This window comes from Janthinobacterium aestuarii, assembly GCF_051380835.1.
Taxonomy (GTDB): Bacteria; Pseudomonadota; Gammaproteobacteria; order Burkholderiales; family Burkholderiaceae_D; genus Janthinobacterium; species Janthinobacterium aestuarii.
On the sequence record NZ_JBNYXU010000001.1, the window covers coordinates 729,904 to 749,693 of the forward strand.

The following is a 19,790-nucleotide window of genomic DNA, read 5'->3' on the forward strand; positions in this document are numbered from 1 at the left end:
CCTCAGACTTGGCCGGGCTGGTTGCCGGCAATGCCGTTCAATAGCAGGGACAGAGGCGCCAGTTGTTCCGCGCTGGCATTGCCCAGCAATTCCTGGCCCAGCGCCTGCGCCGTCGTATTCGCGTGCGCCAGCAATGCCAGTCCCGCGGCCGTGATGGCGGCGTAGCCGACGCGGGCATCGCGCGCATCGGCCTGGCGCGCCACGAGACCGATTTTTTCCAGCGGCATCAGCGAGCGCGTGATGCCGGACGCCGTCAGCGCCAGGCGCTCGGCCAGGTCGATGCGGCGCAGGCGTCCGCCGGGTGCCCGCTGCAAGTGGTACAGCAATTGATAATCGCCAAAGCTCAAGCCATGCAGATTGCCCAGGGTGCTGTCGAAGCGGCGCACGAGCATGGCCTGGGCACGCGCCAGGCGCAGGCAAAAGTCCAGCGCGCTGCCGCCGTCCGGCGGCGGTGAAGTGTGATCGGTCATGGCGTCCTTTTCATTTGCTGCGTAGTGCGTGAGTGCGCAAGTGTAAAGCATGGCCGCTCAATAGCGTGATTGCCCCTGTTCCAGCAGCTGCGCCTGGTGCAGCGCGAGCAGGGCGTCCAGTTCTGCGTCCGCATCGAAACCGGGATCGGCCGATGGCTTGACGGTGTCGATGATGTCGAAGCGGAAAGCTGCCTCGCCGTCGCGCCGCCAGTCCGCCTGCAGGCGCGCATTGCGGTGCGAGCCCAGCGCGAGTTCGAAGCGGCGGCGGTTCAGCGCGCCGGGCGCATTGCGGCTGCGTTCGAGCAGGGTGCGGCCGCTGGGCAGGTGGCGCAGCGCGATGATGCCCAGCGCGGGCGCTTGTTGCCGGTAAGCTGCTTTCAAGGCAGCTTGCTGTGTTTTATCCATGCTGCGGTTTCCTCAAGCTTGGGTGGTGTAATCGGTGCTTGCGATGCGGGCAATATCGGTGAGCATGGCGGCGGCGATGGCGGCGGCCAGCAGCAGGGCGCCGCCGGCGCAGAACAGTTCGCCCACGCTCAGGCGGCGCAGCAGCGCGCCAGTGGCCGCCGCCGACAGCGGCGCCAGTCCCAGGAAGATACCCATGAACAGCGCCATCGCCCGGCCCAGCATGGCGGGCGCCACGCGCCGTTGTATCCAGGTAAAGATGGCCACCTGCACATAGCCGCCCAGCAATCCCGTGACGGCCAGCAAGGCCGCGCCTTGCCAGGCTGTATCGATTTGTCCCAGCGCCATCAGCAGCAGGCCCACGACCGCATCGACAGCCAGCAGGGTGGCGCCGAAGCGGCGGCGCAGCCAGGTGCCGCCCAGGCTGGACGCCAGCATGCCGGCCAGGGTGCCGGCGCCGTGCGTGCCCATCAGCAAACCGAGCGCCGGGGCGCCGTGCAGGCGTTCGCTGGCCAGCACGGGCAGGGCCACTTGCAGCGGACCCATGACGAAGAACGCCACCACGGCCCAGTAGGCATAGCAGCTGCGCAAGGCCATGTCGCGCCACACCATGGACAGGCCGGCCGCCATGTCGCGCCACATGCTCTGCGCCGCGGCGGCGGCCAGTGGCCGCAAGGTGACTTGCCGCAAGGTCCAGGCCGAGAACAGAAACGTCAGCGCATCGATGGCAAAGGCGGCGGCCAGTGCCGCCATGCCGGTTTGTTGCCCGCCATCGTGGACGCCGAGCACGAGCGCCGCCAGCAGCGGACCGGCCAGCAAGGACAACTGGCGCGCGCCCATCTGCAGGCTGTTGGCCGTCTGCAGTGTTTGCGGCGGCACGGCTTGCGGCAGGATGGCCGTGCCGGCGGGAATGCCGAAGGCGGAGGCGATGCCCAGCGCCAGCGCGGCCGCATACGCGAGCGCCACACTGGCCTGGTCCAGCATCAGCAGGCCGGACAGTGCCAGCAGGATGGCGGCGTTCGCATATTTGCTCAGCAGCAGCACGCGCCGGGGGGAGTAACGGTCGGCGATGGTGCCGCCCAGCAAAATCAGCACGGCGCGCGGCGCGCCCATCAGGGCCACGGCGATGCCCAGGCTCAGGCTATCGTTTGTCAGACTCAGCGCCAGCCAGGGCAGGGCCAGCATGCTGAACTGGTCACCGAGCACGGACACGAGGCCGCCACCGAGCAGCCAGCGGAAATTGATATTGCGTAGCAAACGAGGTTGGACGGTGGTTGACATGCTGTTTTGTCTCGGGTTTAAAATTGCATAATATTTGATAAAAGGTTGATTAGTCAAGTATATTGCCATTTATTGTGGCAGAGGGCGCTGGCGCCGCATGGGCCGCCAGCGCTTGCGCTATCATGGCGGCCATGACTGATACCACTGCCCCTACCCTGTACGAGACCATCGGCGGCGCCCCCGTGCTGCGCGAAATGGTCGACCGTTTTTATGACTTGATGGAACTCGAGCCCGAGTTCGCCGGCATCCGCGTCATGCATCCGCCATCGACGGATGGCTCGCGCGACAAGCTGTATTTCTTTCTGACGGGCTGGATGGGCGGACCGGATTTGTATATCGAGAAATTCGGCCACCCGCGCTTGCGCGCCCGTCACTTGCCGTATGCCATCGGCACCAGCGAGCGCGACCAATGGCTGCGCGCCATGGCCTGGGCCATGGAAGACACGGGCATCGAAGAGTCCTTGCGCGTGCGCCTGATGGAATCGTTCTATCAGACGGCCGACTGGATGCGCAACAAACCTGACTGATCCCATGAGCCCAATCGAGTTTTACAGCCTGCTGGGCGCCGCCATCGTCGCCATCGTCCTGTTGCTATTGATCTTGCTGCGCCCGCGTGGCGCGGCCGGCGACGGCGCCACCACCCTGGCCCTGGTGCAGCAGCACCAGCAGCAAAGCCTGGAACGCATCGACCGGGTCGAGCGCGAAGTGCGGCTGCAGCTGCAGGCGTCGGCACAGGCCACGCGGCAAGACCTGGCTGCGGGCCTGGCGCAATTCCAGGCGGCGACCCTGCAACAGCTCGACAGCCTGCGCACGCAGATGCAGGCGCAGGGCAAAGTCGGACGCGAAGAACAGGCGCAAAGCCTGGCGCGTTTTGCCGACAGCACGAACCAGACCCTGGCGCAGCTGACGGAGTCGAATGCCCAGCGCATGCTGGAAGTGCGTGCCACTTTGGAAAACAAGATCCGCGACTTGCAGGCCGACAATGGCGCGCGCCTGGAAGAGATGCGCAAGACGGTCGACGAGAAACTGCATGCCACCCTGGAAACGCGCCTGTCCGCCTCGTTCCAGCAAGTGTCGGAGCGGCTGGAAAAAGTCCATCAGGGCCTCGGTGAAATGCAGCAGCTGGCGCTGGGCGTGGGCGATCTGAAGCGGGTGCTTACCAACGTCAAGACGCGCGGTACCTGGGGCGAAGTGCAGCTGGAAATGCTGCTGGAGCAGGTACTCACTGTCGACCAGTACGCGAAAAACGTGGAAACCTTGCCGGGCAGCGGCGCGCGCGTGGAATTCGCCCTGAAACTGCCGGGCATGGTCGACGGCGGGCCGCCCGTGTGGATGCCGATTGACGCGAAATTTCCCAAGGAACAGTATGAGCGCCTGGTCGAGGCGGCCGAGCGGGCCGATGCCGACGCCGTGGCCCTGGCGGGACGCGAGCTGGAGCGGGCTGTACGGGGCGAAGCGAAAACCATCGCCGAGAAATACCTGGCGCCGCCGCTGACCACCGACTTTGCCATCCTGTTCCTGCCTACCGAGGGGCTGTATGCGGAAGTGCTGCGCCGCCCGGGACTGGCCGACGAATTGCAGCGCGTGCACCGGGTCAGCATTGCCGGGCCATCCACCCTGACGGCTTTGCTCAACAGCTTGCAGATGGGTTTCCGCACCCTGGCGCTGGAAAAGCGCTCGTCGGAAGTGTGGCAAGTGCTGGGCGCCGTGAAGACGGAATTCGGCAAGTTCGGCGAGGTGCTGTCGCAAACCCGGCTGACCCTGGAAAAGGCGGCGAAAAATATCGAAAGCGCGGAAGTGCGCAGCCGGCAGATGGCGCGCAAATTGAAATCCGTGGAAGCCTTGCCGGGCGAGGCGGCCGCCTTGCTGCTGGGTAAGGCGGACGCCGGCGACGGCGAGTAGCGCGCCTCAGGCTGCCCGCACAGTGCGGCGGCGCAGCACGCTGTAGCCGATCAGCGCCAGACCGGCCAGCAGCATGCCCCAGGTTTGCGGTTCCGGCACGGCCGGCAAGACGGTCGGCACCGTCGGTGGCAAGCTAGGGATGATCACGGTGGGCGGCACGATGATGCTGCTGCCCCGGTCCGGAGGCAGGCCGCTGCCGCCTCCACCGCCACCACCGCCGCCGCCCATGCCGGCCGGCGGCGTGATGCCGCCCGCGGTACGCACATAATCGAAGGGCAGGAAAGGAATGCTGGCCACCTCGGGCGGCATGGCGCCGCCCGTGAAGGAACCGCCGCGCAAGGCGTCGGGATTGTCGATCAGGGGCGCGCCTGCCGCTTCCGGGGCGGCGGGCGCGGCGGCAACGGGTGCTGCACCGCCGGGAGCGGCACCACCGGGAGCTGCACCGGCCGCTGGCGGCGCCGATGCGGGCGCCTGCGTGATACGGCTGACGTTGCGGCAAATCGTCGGCACCAGGATGCACTGGCCTTGCACGCAATACACGAGTCCCCGTTCCTGCATCTGCTCGTTCCAGCCCGCACGCGTGACATTGCGGCAGACGCGGCCAGGGCCGAAATGCATGTCGCTGATGCGCGCGTTGTAATTGCCCTTGCCGCGGATGGCGTCGCGGCTGATCACCACGATCTCATCGTATTGGCGCGCACGCATGCGCTCCTTCAATTGTTCGCGCACGGGCGGCGCGATATCCGTATAGCGGTCCACGGCCGCCACCACGTCACCCATGAACGGGTCGACGCCAGGACGATTCCAGTTGCAGTTATCGAGCACATCGGCGCGCGCGATGCCTTTCGCGCTGGCGGGCAAGGGCGCCAGGGACAAGGTGGCAAGCAGGCAGGCCGTACCCAGCAAGCTGGCTCCCGCGATCCATGAGCTGTGTCTCATTGTTGTTCCTCGTGAAAACAATATCAAAATTGAACTTTTTGTATGAGTTCGAATGTTATCACCGAAGAAACTTCAATATCAACTAATAAATAAAATTATTACAATTAGTGTTGTCTTTATTGATTTGTTTTAAGAGGAAATGATTGATATTTTTATCTCGATTGGAAAACGTCTGCCGCGCAGGGGAATTGATTGCAATGGGGAAATGCAAACGGCCCGCGCAGGGCGGGCCGTTCAGGGGACGGGAGCGGGTAGCTGCTTACATCAGCCCATGGAACAGCACAATATCGACGAGGTCGCCGGCCGCCACGTGGCCTTGCGCTTCATGCAGCACGATCATGCAATTGGCTTGCGTCATCGAACGCAGGATGCCCGAGCCTTGCGCACCCGTCACGCGCACGTGCTGGCGCCCGTCCGCGCCGCGCTCGACGATGCCGCGCTGGTATTCCGTGCGGCCCCGTTTCTTGCGGATGGGCGCTTGCGCCGCCACCTGCAGCAGCGGCAGGGTGGACGTGTCCGCATCGGCGCCCATCAGGCGCAGCAGGGCGGGGCGGGCGAGGAAATAAAACGCCGCCATCACGGCCACGGGGTTGCCTGGCAGACCCAGCAGCAAGGCCGTGGCGCCCCCGCTGGCAATCCGGCCAAAGGCCATGGGGCGGCCCGGGCGCATGTTGATTTGCCAGAAGGCCACGTCACCGAGGCGGGCGAGGATCTCGCGCGTAAAATCGGCCGCGCCGCTGGACACGCCGCCCGAGGTGATGATGACGTCGGCCTTGGCGCAGGCGCCGCGCAGGGCCGCTTCCAGCGCTTGCGGATTGTCCTTGACGATGCCCATGTCGAGCACTTCGCAGCCCAAACGGGTCAGCATGCCCAGCAGGGTGTAGCGGTTGCTGTCGTAGATGCAGCCCGCGTCGAGCAGCTCGCCGATCGAGCGCAATTCGTCGCCCGTGGAAAAGAAGGCCACGCGCAGGCGCCGGCGCACGGGCACCGTGGCGATGCCCAGCGAGGCCAGCAGCCCCAGTTCGGCCGGTCCGAGTAGTTTGCCCTGCAGCAGCGCAGGCTGGCCTTGCATCAAGTCTTCGCCCTTGAAACGGCGGTTGTCGCCGGGGCGGATGCACTCCGGCGCGATGGTGATGCTGTGCTCGCTGGCGTGCCGCACCAGTTCCTGCGGCACCACGCTGTCGCAGCCGTCCGGCATGACGGCGCCCGTCATGATGCGCGCGCATTGCCCGCGCCCGACGTTGACCGTGCCCGGGCGACCGGCCAGAATGGTATCGACCACGGCCAGGGTCACGGGTGCGTCGCCACCGAGGTCGGCCCCATGCAGCGCATAGCCATCCATGGCGGAATTGTCGTGCGCGGGCACGCTGATGGGCGAGATGATGTCGGCCGCCAGGATGCGCTCGAACGCTTGCGGCAGCGGCAGTTCCTCGATCTCGGCGAGGGGGGCGACCGTGTCGGCCAGGATGGCTTGCGCCATCGGCACGGACAAGCCCTGCGCCTGCAGGGCGGTCAGCTCATCTGGCGTATTGATGTTGCCGAACGCGCCATGGTTCTCGAAGAGCACTTCGGCCAGTTTCAAGGGGCCATGCCAGGTACGCATGCGGCGCCCGCCGCCGCGCAGATACGAGTCTAACTGGGGCAGGGTCGAGGTTTTCACCAGGCAAAAGACGGGGTGCGGGCGGCGCACGGCCGATCCCGTCGCCGGATCGATTTCCTCGGTGACGGCGATGGCCAGGTCGGCATCGCTGTCGATCAAACCGGCGGCCAAGCGCGCTGCCAGGTCGGGTGGCAGCAGGGGCGAATCGCACGGCACCGTCAGCAGGTAGGGCGTGCCGGCGTGCCGCATGCCGCTGTGCAGGCCGGCCAGGGGGCCCAGCTGGCCCGGCAGCGCGTCCGGCCACACGGGCAGGCCGAAGCTTGCGTAATCGCCGGCATCGGCGTGGACACTGATGGCCAGCTGGCCCACTTGCGGCGCCAGGCGCTGCAGCACGTGGCGGGCCAGGGGCTGGCCATGCAGGCACAGCATGCCCTTGTCGCGCTGGCCCATGCGCGTGCCGAGGCCACCGGCCAGGATCAGGCCGGTAATGTCGTGTTTGTTGATCATGTCAGGTAGGAAAATTGGTGCATGCGCCATGGTAGCAGCGTGGGGCGTGCGCCGCCCCGGATTCAGCCGCCGATGTACGACATTTCCACTTTCTTTTTACCGTGCTCAAGTGTGCCGCCCGTCAAATCCGTCTGGCTGGTGCGCAATTGCGAATAGCGGTCGCTGCGGCCGCGCCACAGCTGCGCCACGGCCGAGGATATTTCCGCGTCGCTATGGCCGCCGCGCAGCAGGCTGCGCAAGTCGTGGCCGCTGCTGGCGAACAGGCACGTGTACAGCTTGCCCTCGGTCGAGAGGCGGGCGCGGCTGCAGTCGGCGCAGAACGCTTGCGTGACGCTGGAAATGAGGCCGATCTCGCCGCTGCCATCCGCATAGCGCCAGCGCGCCGCCGTCTCGCCCGTGTAGTTCGGGTTAATGGGCAGCAAGGGCATGTGTGAGGCTATGCGGCGCACGACTTCGGCCGAAGGGATGACTTCCTGCAAGTTCCAGCCATTCGACGCGCCCACGTCCATGTATTCGATGAAGCGCAGGATATACGGTGTGCCCTTGAAGTGGCGCGCCATGGGCACGATTTCCTGCTCGTTCATGCCGGCCTTGACGACCATATTGATCTTGATGGGTCCCAGGCCGGCGGCATGCGCCGCATCGATGCCGTGCAGTACGTCGGCGACGGCGAAATCGACGTCGTTCATGCGCTTGAAGGTGGCGTCGTCGAGCGAGTCGAGCGACACGGTGACCCGGTTCAGGCCCGCATCCTTGAGCGTCTGCGCTTTTCTGGCCAGCAAGGAGCCGTTGGTCGTCAGGGTCAGGTCCAGCGGCTGGCCCGACGGCGTGCGCAGCGCGGCCAGCATGGCGATGAGCTTTTCGATATTCTTGCGCAGCAGCGGCTCGCCGCCCGTCAGGCGGATCTTTTCCACGCCGTGTTCAACGAACAGGCGCGCGATGCGCGTGATTTCCTCGAACGACAGCAAATCCGTGTGCGGCAGATACACGTGGTTCTTGTCGAACACGTCTTTTGGCATGCAATACACGCAACGGAAATTGCAGCGGTCGGTAATCGAGATGCGCAAGTCGTGCAGGGGCCGGCCCAGGCTGTCGGCCACATTGCCGCTGGGACTTTCCAGCCGTGCGGGGATCACCGGTGCCCCATTGCGGGCCTCGGCGAGGTAGATAATCTTGTCAGCCATGAAAGGTCATGCCACTTACATAAAATCGGTCAAGGCAGATACGATAGCACGAGGCCGAAGATGGCACAGGCGAGCAGCAATTTGATGGTGCCCACTTGGTACTTGATCAGCGCCACGCCGGCCGCCAGCGCGATGGCAATCGCTACCCAGTCCCAGTGCGGCATCGGGTTTGTTTGCCAGAAGACATGGCGGCCAAAGAACAGGGCCAGGCTGGCGATGACGCCGACCACGGCCGCCGAGATGGCCGTCAGGGGCGCGCTCAGGCGCAGATTGCCGCGCGACGCTTCCACGAGGGGCGCGCCGGCCAGGATGAAGATGAACGAGGGCAGGAAAGTAAACCAGCTGGCGACGAGCGCGCCGCACACGCCTGCCAGCCACAGCTGCTCTCCCGTCACGGCATGGCTCCAGCCGCCGACAAAACCGATGAAGGCGACGATCATGATCAGCGGGCCGGGCGTCGTTTCGCCCAGCGCCAGGCCATCCATCATTTGCGCGCTCGTGATCCAGTGGTAGTGGTCGGCGGCGCCCTGCACCAGGTAGGGCAGCACGGCATACGCGCCGCCGAACGTGAGCAGGGCCGCCTTGCTGAAAAACACGCCCATCTGCGCCAGCGGCTGGTCCGCGCCGCGCGCCAGCGCCAGGCCCAGCCAGACGAAGAAGGCCAGCGCCAGGCCCACGGCAGCCGTGCCAAGCAGGCGCGGCCAGCGGAAGCGCGCGTGGCCCGGCGTCGGCGTGTCGTCATCGATCAGGGCTGCGCCGTAGCGGGCCGCGCCGCCGTGCGACGCGCCGTTGGCATGAAAGTGGCCCGGCAGCCAGCGCCCGCCCGCCATGCCCAGCAGGGCGGCGCTGAGCACGATCGGCGGAAATGGCAGCTGTAGCGCGGCGATGGCGACAAATGCGGCCGCCGCGATGGCGATCAGGGCGGGGCTGCGCAAGGTGCGCCGGCCCAGGCGCCACGCGGCCGCCAGCACGATGGCGACGACGGCCGGCTTGATGCCGTACAGGACGCCGGCGATGGCGCCCACGTGGCCATACGCCATGTACAGCCAGGACAGGGCGATCAGCACCAGCAGCGAGGGCAGCAAAAACAGCAGGCCCGCCACCAGGGCGCCGCGCGTGCGGTGCATCAGCCAGCCGATGTAGATGGCCAGCTGGGTCGCTTCCGGCCCCGGCAGCAGCATGCAGTAATTGAGAGCGTGCAGGAAACGCTGCTCGGAAATCCAGCGCCGCTTTTCCACCAGTTCCGCATGCATCATGGCGATTTGCCCGGCGGGGCCGCCAAAGCTGACGCAACCCAGCTTGAGCCAGTACCAGAAGGCGCTGCGCAGGCTGACGGGGGCGGGGGGCAGAGTGGCGTTCTCGTGCATGGCGGGTGGAGGGCAGCAAAAAAGTGGATATAAAAAAGGGGAAGCCTGAGCTCCCCCTTTCATCATTGGCGGCTGGGCGAACCAGGCACGCTTATGGACGTTGCGTGTTGACCTGGATCAACGGCTCATCCGATTGCGGCGGCAATGGCTTGCGTTCGCGCGGCTTGCGGACTGGAGCGACTGCCTTGGCGGCCGCTTCCTGCGCCAGGCGCAGTTTTTCCGGATCGGTGGCAGCCAGGGTCAGGCCGGCCGAACCGAGCACCGCGCTCAAGTTCAGCGGTGCGGCAGGAGCCGGAGCAGGAGCAACGACAGGCGCTGGTGCTGGTGCCGGAACAGGCACGGGAGCAGGGGCGGGAGCCACTTCGGCAACCACCGGGGCCGCTTCCACCACGGCTGGCGCCGTTTCGGCGACTGGCGCTGCTGCTGGAACCTCTTCAGCCACGGGGGCGGTTTCCACGGCAGCTGCCGTTTCCACGACTGGGGCTGCTTCGGCGATGACTTCCGCTGGAGCAGGCGCTGGCGCCGGTGCAGCTTCCGCTTTCTCGGCAAAGCTGTACTCGGCAGCTGGTGCTGGTTCGGCAGCGGCTGGTTCAACTTGCGCTGCAGCAACGACGGCTTCGACAGGGGTTGGCGGCACGATCACCTCAGCCGCTGGTGCGGCTTCTTCAACCTTGACCACTTCCACCACTTCGACCACTTCCACGACTTCAGCCACGACGGCAGGAGCGGCATCCAATGCAGCTTCCACTGGTGCGGCAACGGCGACGACAGCGGCGGCGGCCACGACGGCGACTGGAGCGGCATCCGCGGCAGCTTCCGGCGCCGGAGCGACCGTAAAGCTGATCACTGGTGCGTCCTGGCCTTCGTTGTCACCGTTTGCCGATTCGATCAGCTCACCCGTTTCGCGGTCGCGGCGGTTGCGGTTGCGGCCACCACGACGGCGGCGGCGGCGCGGTTCTTCGCCTTCCACGTCGTTTTCCGTCTCTTCGCCTTCAGGACCGGCATTCGCCGGCGCTTTCAGCAGGTTCGCCGGTGCGGCATCGGATTCAGGGCCGTTTGACGGCACGACGACGTTGACTGCGCTGGCGGTGGCGCCAACCAGTGCCAGCTCTTCAGCTTTCACTTCAGCAACAACAGCCTTGTCGGCGCGCGGTTCGCGCGCTTCGCGTGGCTGGCGTGGCGGACGCTCGGCGCGCTCTGGACGTTCCGCGCGCTCCGGACGCTCGGCGCGTTCAGGGCGTTCACCGCGTTCGCGCGGTGCTGCCGCCGTATCGCCGTTCTCGCGCGCTTCACGCGGTTCGCGTGGCGGACGCGGTGGGCGTGGCGGACGGGCCGCTTTTTCCAGTGCTTCCGCTTCTTTCGCTGCATCGTCCTGGGCTGGACGGCCCTGGCCTGGTTCGCGTTCTTCGCGGCCAGGCTTGCCGTTGCGGCCACGGCCACGCGGGCCACGGCTATTGCGGTCGCCGCGGTCGGCGCCGGCCGGCTTGGCTGGTGCGACAGGGGCGGGCGCTGGTGCCACCGGTGCCGGAGCGCCGGTGAAGAAGCTGATGATCTTGGCGATAAGGCCCTGTGGTGCGGCAGGCGCGGCCACTGGAGCCGGTTTCGCTTCGACGGGCTTGCGCTCGACCAGCGGTGCCGGCTGGTCAGGCGTGATCGTCTTGACGACGGCTTCCTGGCGCGGCTTGGCTTCTTCCTTCTGGCGCTTGCTGTACGCCATGTCGGTTTCAGCGTTTTCAGCCAGGTTGTAGCTGGCCTGGCTGTCTTCCAGACGCGGATCGTCGTGCTTGATGCGTTCCAGTTTGTAGTGCGGCGTTTCCAGATGCTTGTTCGGAATCAGGATCACGGCGATGCGGTGGCGGTTCTCGATCTTCAGTACTTCGCCGCGCTTTTCGTTGAGCAGGAAGGCGCCCACGTCCACAGGCACTTGCACGTGGATGGTGGCCGAGTTTTCCTTCATCGCCTCTTCCTGGATGATGCGCAGCACCTGCAGGGCGGACGATTCCGTATCGCGGATGTGGCCGGTGCCGGAGCAGCGCGGGCACGTCACATGCGAACCTTCGGACAGCGAAGGACGCAGGCGCTGGCGCGACAGTTCCATCAGGCCGAAACGCGAAATCTTGCCCATTTGTACACGGGCACGGTCATGGTGCAGCGCATCTTTCAGACGCTGTTCCACTTCGCGCTGGTTTTTCGCCACTTCCATGTCGATGAAGTCGATGACGATCAAGCCGCCCAAGTCGCGCAGACGCAACTGGCGGGCCACTTCTTCGGCCGCTTCGCAGTTGGTGTTGAAGGCGGTCGTTTCGATGTCCGAGCCGCGCGTGGCGCGGGCCGAGTTGACGTCGACGGAGACCAGCGCTTCGGTGTGGTCGATGACGATGGCGCCGCCCGATGGCAGTGGCACGGTGCGGCTGTACGCCGTTTCGATCTGGTGTTCGATCTGGAAGCGCGAGAACAGCGGCACGTCGTCGCTGTAGCGTTTTACGCGGTGCACCATGTCGGGCATCACGTGGCTCATGAACTGGTGCGCCTGGTCGTAGATCTCGTCGGTGTCGATCAGGATCTCGCCGATGTCGGGCTGGAAGTAGTCGCGGATGGCGCGGATAACCAGGGACGATTCCTGGTAGATCAGGAAAGCGCCGTTGGCCGACTTGCCGGCGCCTTCGATGGCGCGCCACAGTTGCATCAGGTAATTCAAGTCCCACTGCAGTTCATCGACGTTGCGGCCGATGCCTGCCGTGCGGGCAATCACGGACATGCCAGCTGGCAAGTCCAGTTTATCCATGGTTTCGCGCAATTCCTGGCGCTCTTCCCCTTCCACGCGGCGCGATACGCCACCGCCACGCGGGTTGTTCGGCATCAGGACCAGGTAACGGCCGGCCAGCGAGACGAACGAGGTCAGGGCGGCGCCCTTGTTGCCGCGCTCTTCCTTCTCCACTTGGACCATGATTTCCTGGCCTTCGCGCAGCGCTTCCTTGACGGAAGCGTTACGGACATCGACGCCTTCGCGGAAATACGTGCGGGCAACTTCCTTGAAAGGCAGGAAGCCGTGGCGGTCTTCGCCATAGCTGACGAAGCACGCTTCGAGCGATGGCTCGATGCGCGTGATCACGCCTTTGTAGATGTTGGATTTGCGCTGTTCGCGCCCGGCTGTCTCGATATCGATGTCGATCAGTTTTTGTCCGTCGACAATCGCTACGCGCAGTTCTTCTTGCTGCGTGGCATTAAACAACATGCGTTTCATTTTTATAACTCCGCGACCCGTAGGCCATCTCAAAGCCGCTTCCGGGGAAGCGGCGAAGTACAGGGATATATGCGAGAACGGGAGTGCTGGCGGGGGAAATGCCCAGGCGTGCGGAGCAACAACGCGTACGAGGTATACGTTACGGCCGCAACAGGCGCGGTGAGGTCGATCGTCATGCCGAGTGCACAGGACACTTGCAACTCATCTGAAACAGCCCGGATGAGAATGAACTGCATCGGGGGCAGAGAATGCAAGTGGTCAGCAAATTCAGAGCCAAAATCGTTAGCCGGCTCATTACAGGGATCGCGATGGCGAGGCTTGGCCTCAGCCTATCATCGACAACCCTCAGTATTTGGCCACATACGGGGTTTGGCGAAAACGGCAAGCGTTATCAACTTCATCAACCCGCGAGCCCGACTCGATAAGTCGCGCTAACGGGTACTTATCCTTATAATCCCACACTCACTTCAGCATCTCCACGCGTTATCCGATTACAACTACGGTGCAACCTTGATTCGCGCAGGGATGGTGCATATACATTTTTTTCCACCGAATTTGCAATTTGGCGAGGCCGGTGGAGACGCCCCTGTGTAAAATGTGCTTTTATTCTTACACTCGCAGCAGCCAGGGCCGCAGCAAAAACAATTATATATTCAAAATGAAGGACTTAGAGAGATTTCTGGGAAGACATAGTAAATGAAGAGTCAAAATGATGTTGTTCCCCCTTCAACACCCCCGGTTCAGCCGCAAGCCCAATTCGTAACGATCGCCGAGGAAGAAGCAGGCCAGCGCATCGACAACTACTTATTAAGAGTGTGCAAGGGAGTGCCTAAAAGCCACATCTACCGGATCTTGCGATCGGGAGAAGTGCGGGTCAATAAAGGCCGTATCGATCAGCTGTACCGTCTCGCCGCCGGCGACGTGGTGCGCATTCCGCCCGTGCGCGTGGCCGAAAAGGCCGCCACGGGCGCGCCAGCCGCCGAATTCAAGATCATCTTCGAAGATGCACAGCTGCTCGTCATCGACAAGCCGGCCGGCGTGGCCGTGCATGGCGGCTCGGGCGTGTCGTTCGGCGTGATCGAACAATTGCGCGCTTCGCGCCCCGACGCCAAGTTTTTGGAACTGGTGCACCGCCTGGACCGCGACACGTCCGGCCTGCTGTTGCTGGCAAAGAAACGCACGGCGCTGACCAATCTGCACGAGCAGATGCGCGACGGCGTCACCGACAAGCGCTACCTGGTGCTGGTGGCCGGCGACTGGAAGAATGCACGCCAGCATATCAAGTTGCCGCTGCATAAATATACGACGGCCGAAGGCGAGCGCCGGGTGGCCGTGCAGGCCGATGGCCTGGCGTCGCACACGGTGTTTTCACTGTTGCATAAATATCACAACTTCGCCTTGCTGGAAGCGGAATTGAAGACGGGACGCACGCACCAGATCCGCGTGCACCTGTCCTCATCCGGTTTCCCCATCGCCGGCGACGACAAATATGGCGACTTCGCCCTCAACCGTGCTCTGTTGAAGGCCGACAGCACGCGCGGCGCCCTGAAACGCATGTTCCTGCACGCGCACCAGATCACGTTTACGCATCCGGAAACGGGCAAGACGATGACCCTGAACGCGCCGCTGGCTGCCGAATGCGAGCGTTTCTTGGTAAGCTTGGGCAAACCATTGGCCGTTGCCGCACGATAAGTATGCAGCGCGTGCGCGCGACACTACTCATAAGGTAGTCAGTCGCCATCATTCATTCTCAAGGAGCCGGCGGCTATGTCGTCGGGAAACATGGCAAGAAAGCAATTTGATCTGATCGTCTTCGATTGGGACGGTACCCTGATAGACAGTACCTCGACCATCGTCAAGTGCATCCAGGCATCGGCCAAAGACCTTGGCTTGCCCATTCCCACCGAGTTGCTCGCTTCGCACGTGATCGGCCTGGGTTTGCAGGAAGCGATGCAGCTGGTGATGCCGGACGTGGAGCCGAAATACCATGCGCGCATGGCCGAGCGCTACCGCTATCACTATCTGTCGCGCGACCATGAGCTGACCTTGTTTCCAGGCGTACACGAGATGCTGCAGGAACTGTCGCAGCAGGCGTATTTCCTGGCGGTGGCCACGGGCAAGAGCCGTGTCGGCCTGAACCGCTCCTTGAATGCCGTCAAGCTGCTGTCCCTGTTCGATGCGACGCGCTGCGCCGATGAAACGTTTTCCAAGCCCCATCCGGCCATGCTGCAGGAACTGACGCGCGAATTGGGGCAGGATATGCGCCGTACCGTGATGATTGGCGACACCAGCCATGATTTATTGATGGCAAGCAATGCAGGCGCGGCGGGTATTGCCGTAGAGTATGGGGCGCATCCGGTGGCGCAGTTGCAAGCTTGCAATCCCCTGTATTCGGCCGCCACGGTGGCCGACCTGCATCAATGGCTGAGCGAGCACGCATGATGACTGATGTTGCGGAAGTGTTGATTTGTGCGGCCGACGCCGTGGCCGATGGCGGCAAGGGCGTGCGCTTTCCCGTCTCGGCCGGTGGCGAAGCGACCACGGGCTTTGTCGTGCGCCATGGCGGCAAGGCGTATGGCTACCTGAACCGCTGTGCCCACGTACCGATCGAACTGGACTGGGCCGAGGGCGAGTTTTTCGAGTCCAGCGGCTTGTACCTGATGTGTTCGACGCATGGCGCCATCTATGTGCCGGAAAGCGGCTTGTGCGCGGGCGGCCCCTGCAAGGGCGGACGCTTGCGTCCGATCACTGTGGCCGAACGCGATGGTCAGCTGTACTGGCAACCCGACGAGTATGTCCAGCCGCTGCCGGCCTGAGGCCGGGGCAGGCCTTATTGCAATTTAAACAAAGTGAATCATGAGCGATAACACGAATGACAAGCTGGACAGCAGCGCGCCAGCCGCCGGCCACGGCGTCCCTGCGGGGAACTGGGAGCGCGACGTGCTGGAAAAGCTGGTATTTGCCACTTTGCAAGAGCAACGCGCGCACCGCCGCTGGAGCATCTTTTTCAAGGTCTTCGGCCTGCTGATCGTGCTGTTCGCCCTGTGGGTGTTTTATGACTACAACACGGCCGACGACAGCGAAACCCTGGGCCGCCACACGGCCCTGATCGACATCAATGGCGCCATCGAGTCCGAAGGCAGCGGCTCGGCCGCCGTCGTCATCCCTGCGCTGGACAAGGCGTTTTCCGACGCCGGCTCCGTGGCCGTGGTGCTGCATATTAATAGTCCGGGCGGCAGTCCCGTGCAGGCCGGCATGATCGTCGACGAGATGCAGCGCCTGCGCAAGGGTTATCCGGACAAGCCTTTATATGTGGTGGTCGATGAAATGTGCGCCTCGGGCGGCTATTACATCGCGGCCGCCGCCGACCGCATCTACGTCAACAAGGCCAGCGTGGTCGGCTCCATCGGCGTGCTGATGGATGGCTTCGGCTTTACGGGCGTGATGGAAAAGGTCGGCGTCGAGCGCCGTTTGCTGACGGCGGGCGAGAACAAGGGTTTCATGGACCCGTTCAGCCCCCTGACGGAAAAGCACAAGGCGTATGCGCAAGGCATGCTCAATGAAATCCACCAGCAATTCATCGAGGTGGTGCGGGCGGGACGGGGCAAGCGCCTGAAAGAAACGGCCGATACCTTCTCCGGCTTGTACTGGACGGGGGCGAAAGCTGTGGAAATGGGCCTGGCCGATGATTTCGGCACGGTCGACAGCGTGGCGCGCGACGTCGTCAAGGCGGAAGACATCGTCGACTATACGCAGCATGAAGGCTTGCCGGAACGGGTGCTCAAAAAGTTTGGCGCCGCCATGGGCGCGGGTGCGATGAAAGCGGCCGTACAGCAGTCACAACCGGCGTTGCGCTGAGGACATCACTCTTGGCTGGCAAGCAAGCCAATCGAGAATGATTTTCAATAAGGTGGTAAATTGGCTTGAAAATGGGGCTGCTTGGGCTATAGTGAAACCGTAGTTCTTTTCAAGGAGGGGCGATATATCAACTATGTTGTCAGTACTAACTTGATTGGCAGGTCATGGAACTACTCGCCGCATCGCAGATGTGGTTTTGAGTGAATTTACATTCCTCACTAAAGTCCCGATGGGGCTTGGAAACGGCGGCGCAATGCCGCCGTTTCCTTTTGTGCGTCGTTCGTGCCGGATGGGTGAGTGTTGCTCGATGTTGTAGCTGGGCGTGCTGGCAAGGCAGGCATGCGAGGGCAGGGCATGGCCGGTCGGATGGGGCGCGCTCAGACGGCGCAGCCGTTGCAGTGCGCGGGCAGAGCGTCTGCCTGCCGGGCCGGCGCTGCGTCGGCACTGGCGTTGGCGCCGGAACTGGTCTCGGGCGCTGTGTCCATTATGACGGGCGCCGTCACGTTGTCGGTTTCCGCGGCCGCATCCGCATCCGCGTGGGCAAAACCGCCGAGTTCCAGCCAGCACATGAAATGGCATTGCGCTTCGGCATGCCAATGCGTCTGGCTCGCTGGTGATGGTGTTGCGTCCTCATCCTGCGGCGCCGGGGCGCTGCTCCAGCGCGCCACGCCGAGTCTGACCTTGTGCATGGCCGCCTGTTCCGTAGCGATGCGCAGGCGCATGTCGGCGATGCTGCCTTGTAAGGCGATGGTATCGGTATGCTTCATACAATGTCCTTGTGAGTCGTTGTCTGGTTATTATTCCTAAAGCTCGTTAGGCGGATTCCTAACGAAGTTTCAGTCTATCAATGCGATATTCCGAGCGCTTGATATTTCTCAAAGGAATTGGCCATTTATATCGAAATCTCACCTTGCACTTCAGCTCATCTGTGCCTGCGCAAGGCTGGTGCACGCCCGGCGGCCCGGCGCAGGCCCCGCGCGCGGCCGCTTCACGCTGCCTGCCGCTTCTGGTAAAGTCACGCCCATGAGTAAATTATCCCTAGACCGCATCCTGCAATCGCAGGGTTTTGGCACCCGTAAATATTGTCGTTCCCTCATCGAAGATGGCGATGTCGTCATCGATGGCGTCACCCAGACCAATTACCGCGCCACCGTCGAGACCGAAGGCCTGGTGCTGCACGTGTTCGAAGAAGAGTGGGTCTACCGCGCGCACCTGTACCTGGCGCTGAACAAGCCTGCCAACTTCGAATGCTCGCGCAAGCCCAGCCATCACCCTGGCGTGCTGACCCTGCTGCCGGAACAGTTTACCTGGCGCGAAGTCCAGCCCGTCGGCCGGCTCGACCACGATACGACCGGCATGCTGCTGATGTCCGACGATGGCCCATTTATCCATGCACAATCGTCGCCGAAGCGCCACGTTCCCAAGATTTACCAGGCCACCACGCAAGAGCCCGTGACGGATGAACTGGTGGCCCTGTTATTGGCCGGCGTGCAATTGCACGATGAGCCGGCCCCGCTGGCAGCCCTCGTCTGCGTCAAGCGCGGCGAACACCAGCTGGAAATCGTGCTCGAGCAAGGCAAGTACCACCAAGTCAAGCGCATGCTGGCCGCCGCCGGCAACCATTGCAGCGCGCTGCACCGTTCCGCCATCGGCAGCCTGACCCTGGAATCGCTGGGCATCGCCGAAGGCGAGTGGTGTTACCTGACTTCCGAGCAGATCGCGCTGCTGGCGTAAATTCCTTCTGACCGTCAAAGCCGGGGATGTCCCGGCTTTTTGGCGTTTTTAGCCTCCTATTGCCTGCTTTTGACGCAGTTTCCCGCACATGAAATTAGCTACCCTGAACGATGGCACGCGCGACGGCCAGCTGGCTGTCGTCTCGCGCGACCTGAAAACGGCCCACCTGGCCGATGGCATCGCCTCGACCCTGCAAAAGGCGCTCGACGACTGGAGCTTCATCGCGCCCCAGCTGGACTTGCTGTACCAGACCATCAATAGCGGCCGCGGCCATCGCGCCTTCGAGTTCGACCCGGCCAATTGCATGGCGCCCTTGCCGCGCAGCAGCCTGCGCGTGGCGGGCGCGTCCTACCTGCAGCAGATCGAGCGCGCCTGCAAGGCGGCGGGACTTGAAGCGCCCGCCAATCTGCGCGATGCCCCAAGGATGTACCAGGGCGCCAGCGACGATTTCCTCGGTCCCCACGATGACATCACCCTGGCGCACGAGCAGTGGGGCATCGATTACGAGGCAGGCATCGCCGCCATCACGGACGACGTGGCCATGGGCTCGACGCCGGACCAGGCGCACCTGAACATCAAGCTGTTGATGCTGGTCAACGACATCACCCTGCGCAACCTGGCGCCCGACGAGCAAGCCGGCGGCTACGGCTTCCTGCAGGCGAAACCGGCCATGGCTTGCTCGCCTGTCGCCATCACGCCCGACGAATTGGGCGACGCCTGGCGCGGCGGCAAGGTGCATTACGCCTTGCGCTGCAGCCTGAACGGCAAGTTGACGGGCCAGCCCCATGCGGGTGCCGACATGGCGTTCAATTACCCGCAATTGCTCGCCCATCTGTGCCAGACGCGCAACGCGCGCGCCGGCAGCGTGGTCAGCGCGGGCGGCGTCGCCAACAAGGAAGTCAAGAAGGGGTTTTCCAGCATTGTTGAGCGACGTAACCAGGAGATGATCGCCGATGGCGTCGCCAGCACACCATTCCTGTTGTTTGGCGATGTTGTCCGCCTGGAAATGCTGGGTGATGACGGCAAGTCCCTGTTTGGCGCAATCGAGCAGACGGTGAAGCAGGCCGAGGCGCGAAAAAATCGTTAGTGACCCGAGAAAATGGCCATGACTGCGTTGCAGCCCCTCGCCGTACTATTCGTACTGTCTTCGGGGCTGCGCCTTGTCCTGACCATGTTTCGGTCCCCTCTGAAATGGGCGCCTGCGGCGCCTTTAGTATAGGCAAGGGAAAAGGAGGGCAATTGCCCCCCTTTTCCCTTGATGGCGTTGTGTTGATTGAACCGATAATGCTCCATGCCCAGTCC

17 protein-coding genes are annotated in these 19,790 nt (G+C 63.6%); 8 read left to right on the forward strand and 9 right to left on the reverse strand.

Translation table 11 applies throughout. From position 1 onward, the window contains the following. Nucleotides 1–2 precede the first annotated feature (2 nt). Genes ACQ4WO_RS03295 through ACQ4WO_RS03305 form a run of 3 tightly spaced genes read right to left on the reverse strand, consistent with a single transcriptional unit; the run spans nucleotide 3 to nucleotide 2,153 of the window. Nucleotides 3–470 carry a MarR family winged helix-turn-helix transcriptional regulator gene (locus tag ACQ4WO_RS03295; RefSeq protein ID WP_436480212.1) on the reverse strand — a complete coding sequence of 156 codons (468 nt, stop codon included), beginning with the start codon at nucleotides 468–470 and terminating at the stop codon, nucleotides 3–5. Between the two features lie 57 nt (nucleotides 471–527). After that, the gene (locus tag ACQ4WO_RS03300) at nucleotides 528–875 is read right to left on the reverse strand and encodes a GIY-YIG nuclease family protein (protein ID WP_436480213.1); all 348 of its coding nucleotides are present in this window, start codon (nucleotides 873–875) and stop codon (nucleotides 528–530) included. 12 nt (nucleotides 876–887) lie between these two features. Beyond that, nucleotides 888–2,153 (reverse strand): MFS transporter, encoded by a 1,266-nt coding sequence (locus ACQ4WO_RS03305; protein WP_436480214.1) that lies wholly within the window; start codon nucleotides 2,151–2,153, stop codon nucleotides 888–890. A gap of 131 nt (nucleotides 2,154–2,284) precedes the next feature. On the opposite strand from ACQ4WO_RS03305, the gene ACQ4WO_RS03310 reads away from it, so the two are divergent. Next, nucleotides 2,285–2,680 carry a group II truncated hemoglobin gene (locus tag ACQ4WO_RS03310; protein WP_034754244.1) on the forward strand — a complete coding sequence of 132 codons (396 nt, stop codon included), beginning with the start codon at nucleotides 2,285–2,287 and terminating at the stop codon, nucleotides 2,678–2,680. A gap of 4 nt (nucleotides 2,681–2,684) precedes the next feature. Continuing rightward, a complete protein-coding gene (locus ACQ4WO_RS03315) occupies nucleotides 2,685–4,055 on the forward strand; it encodes a DNA recombination protein RmuC (protein WP_436480215.1) in 1,371 nt (456 codons plus the stop codon). A 6-nt stretch (nucleotides 4,056–4,061) separates the two neighbouring features. Here ACQ4WO_RS03315 and ACQ4WO_RS03320 read toward each other — a convergent pair whose 3' ends face one another. The 5 genes from ACQ4WO_RS03320 to ACQ4WO_RS03340 form a co-directional block, all read right to left on the reverse strand. Next, nucleotides 4,062–4,994 carry an MHFG family PEP-CTERM protein gene (locus ACQ4WO_RS03320; protein ID WP_436480217.1) on the reverse strand — a complete coding sequence of 311 codons (933 nt, stop codon included), beginning with the start codon at nucleotides 4,992–4,994 and terminating at the stop codon, nucleotides 4,062–4,064. Between the two features lie 259 nt (nucleotides 4,995–5,253). Next, complete coding sequence (moeA, locus tag ACQ4WO_RS03325; RefSeq protein WP_436480219.1) at nucleotides 5,254–7,101, reverse strand: molybdopterin molybdotransferase MoeA; 1,848 nt, start codon at nucleotides 7,099–7,101, stop codon at nucleotides 5,254–5,256. 62 nt (nucleotides 7,102–7,163) lie between these two features. Then, nucleotides 7,164–8,285, reverse strand: a complete 1,122-nt coding sequence (gene moaA / locus ACQ4WO_RS03330; RefSeq protein WP_436480220.1) for a GTP 3',8-cyclase MoaA — start codon at nucleotides 8,283–8,285, stop codon at nucleotides 7,164–7,166. A 29-nt stretch (nucleotides 8,286–8,314) separates the two neighbouring features. Continuing rightward, the gene (chrA, locus tag ACQ4WO_RS03335; protein WP_436480222.1) at nucleotides 8,315–9,652 is read right to left on the reverse strand and encodes a chromate efflux transporter; all 1,338 of its coding nucleotides are present in this window, start codon (nucleotides 9,650–9,652) and stop codon (nucleotides 8,315–8,317) included. A 91-nt stretch (nucleotides 9,653–9,743) separates the two neighbouring features. Further along, nucleotides 9,744–12,896 carry an Rne/Rng family ribonuclease gene (locus tag ACQ4WO_RS03340; protein WP_436480224.1) on the reverse strand — a complete coding sequence of 1,051 codons (3,153 nt, stop codon included), beginning with the start codon at nucleotides 12,894–12,896 and terminating at the stop codon, nucleotides 9,744–9,746. A gap of 696 nt (nucleotides 12,897–13,592) precedes the next feature. Here ACQ4WO_RS03340 and ACQ4WO_RS03345 point away from each other — a divergent pair. The 4 genes from ACQ4WO_RS03345 (at nucleotide 13,593) to ACQ4WO_RS03360 (ending at nucleotide 16,754) form a co-directional block, all read left to right on the forward strand. Continuing rightward, nucleotides 13,593–14,588: an RluA family pseudouridine synthase gene (locus ACQ4WO_RS03345; protein WP_436480226.1), complete on the forward strand. Its 996-nt coding sequence runs from the start codon at nucleotides 13,593–13,595 to the stop codon at nucleotides 14,586–14,588. 90 nt (nucleotides 14,589–14,678) lie between these two features. Continuing rightward, the gene (locus tag ACQ4WO_RS03350) at nucleotides 14,679–15,338 is read left to right on the forward strand and encodes an HAD-IIIA family hydrolase (RefSeq protein WP_034754241.1); all 660 of its coding nucleotides are present in this window, start codon (nucleotides 14,679–14,681) and stop codon (nucleotides 15,336–15,338) included. Continuing rightward, nucleotides 15,335–15,712 (forward strand): Rieske (2Fe-2S) protein, encoded by a 378-nt coding sequence (locus tag ACQ4WO_RS03355; RefSeq protein WP_436480227.1) that lies wholly within the window; start codon nucleotides 15,335–15,337, stop codon nucleotides 15,710–15,712. Before ACQ4WO_RS03350 ends, ACQ4WO_RS03355 begins: the two co-directional genes overlap by 4 nt. Before the next feature lie 40 nt (nucleotides 15,713–15,752). Next, on the forward strand, nucleotides 15,753–16,754 hold the full coding sequence (locus ACQ4WO_RS03360; protein ID WP_436480228.1) for a S49 family peptidase: 1,002 nt from the start codon (nucleotides 15,753–15,755) through the stop codon (nucleotides 16,752–16,754). 377 nt (nucleotides 16,755–17,131) lie between these two features. Here the strand turns inward: ACQ4WO_RS03360 and ACQ4WO_RS03365 are convergent, their stop codons facing one another. Beyond that, on the reverse strand, nucleotides 17,132–17,521 hold the full coding sequence (locus ACQ4WO_RS03365) for a hypothetical protein (RefSeq protein WP_436480229.1): 390 nt from the start codon (nucleotides 17,519–17,521) through the stop codon (nucleotides 17,132–17,134). A gap of 256 nt (nucleotides 17,522–17,777) precedes the next feature. On the opposite strand from ACQ4WO_RS03365, the gene ACQ4WO_RS03370 reads away from it, so the two are divergent. After that, nucleotides 17,778–18,488 carry a pseudouridine synthase gene (locus ACQ4WO_RS03370; RefSeq protein WP_436480230.1) on the forward strand — a complete coding sequence of 237 codons (711 nt, stop codon included), beginning with the start codon at nucleotides 17,778–17,780 and terminating at the stop codon, nucleotides 18,486–18,488. Between the two features lie 88 nt (nucleotides 18,489–18,576). Then, the gene (locus ACQ4WO_RS03375) at nucleotides 18,577–19,575 is read left to right on the forward strand and encodes a fumarylacetoacetate hydrolase family protein (RefSeq protein ID WP_436480231.1); all 999 of its coding nucleotides are present in this window, start codon (nucleotides 18,577–18,579) and stop codon (nucleotides 19,573–19,575) included. Nucleotides 19,576–19,790 lie beyond the last annotated feature (215 nt).

What these genes read in the sequence shown, in the direction of transcription:
- ACQ4WO_RS03350 (WP_034754241.1), top strand. Translation starts at nt 14,679, where the DNA reads ATGGCAAGAAAGCAATTTGATCTGATCGTCTTCGATTGGGACGGTACC.
- moeA (WP_436480219.1), bottom strand. Translation starts at nt 7,101, where the DNA reads ATGATCAACAAACACGACATTACCGGCCTGATCCTGGCCGGTGGCCTC.
- ACQ4WO_RS03300 (WP_436480213.1), bottom strand. Translation starts at nt 875, where the DNA reads ATGGATAAAACACAGCAAGCTGCCTTGAAAGCAGCTTACCGGCAACAA.
- moaA (WP_436480220.1), bottom strand. Translation starts at nt 8,285, where the DNA reads ATGGCTGACAAGATTATCTACCTCGCCGAGGCCCGCAATGGGGCACCG.
- ACQ4WO_RS03295 (WP_436480212.1), bottom strand. Translation starts at nt 470, where the DNA reads ATGACCGATCACACTTCACCGCCGCCGGACGGCGGCAGCGCGCTGGAC.
- ACQ4WO_RS03310 (WP_034754244.1), top strand. Translation starts at nt 2,285, where the DNA reads ATGACTGATACCACTGCCCCTACCCTGTACGAGACCATCGGCGGCGCC.
- ACQ4WO_RS03340 (WP_436480224.1), bottom strand. Translation starts at nt 12,896, where the DNA reads ATGAAACGCATGTTGTTTAATGCCACGCAGCAAGAAGAACTGCGCGTA.
- ACQ4WO_RS03320 (WP_436480217.1), bottom strand. Translation starts at nt 4,994, where the DNA reads ATGAGACACAGCTCATGGATCGCGGGAGCCAGCTTGCTGGGTACGGCC.
- ACQ4WO_RS03355 (WP_436480227.1), top strand. Translation starts at nt 15,335, where the DNA reads ATGATGACTGATGTTGCGGAAGTGTTGATTTGTGCGGCCGACGCCGTG.
- ACQ4WO_RS03365 (WP_436480229.1), bottom strand. Translation starts at nt 17,521, where the DNA reads ATGAAGCATACCGATACCATCGCCTTACAAGGCAGCATCGCCGACATG.
- ACQ4WO_RS03305 (WP_436480214.1), bottom strand. Translation starts at nt 2,153, where the DNA reads ATGTCAACCACCGTCCAACCTCGTTTGCTACGCAATATCAATTTCCGC.
- ACQ4WO_RS03315 (WP_436480215.1), top strand. Translation starts at nt 2,685, where the DNA reads ATGAGCCCAATCGAGTTTTACAGCCTGCTGGGCGCCGCCATCGTCGCC.
- ACQ4WO_RS03375 (WP_436480231.1), top strand. Translation starts at nt 18,577, where the DNA reads ATGAAATTAGCTACCCTGAACGATGGCACGCGCGACGGCCAGCTGGCT.
- ACQ4WO_RS03370 (WP_436480230.1), top strand. Translation starts at nt 17,778, where the DNA reads ATGAGTAAATTATCCCTAGACCGCATCCTGCAATCGCAGGGTTTTGGC.
- chrA (WP_436480222.1), bottom strand. Translation starts at nt 9,652, where the DNA reads ATGCACGAGAACGCCACTCTGCCCCCCGCCCCCGTCAGCCTGCGCAGC.
- ACQ4WO_RS03345 (WP_436480226.1), top strand. Translation starts at nt 13,593, where the DNA reads ATGAAGAGTCAAAATGATGTTGTTCCCCCTTCAACACCCCCGGTTCAG.
- ACQ4WO_RS03360 (WP_436480228.1), top strand. Translation starts at nt 15,753, where the DNA reads ATGAGCGATAACACGAATGACAAGCTGGACAGCAGCGCGCCAGCCGCC.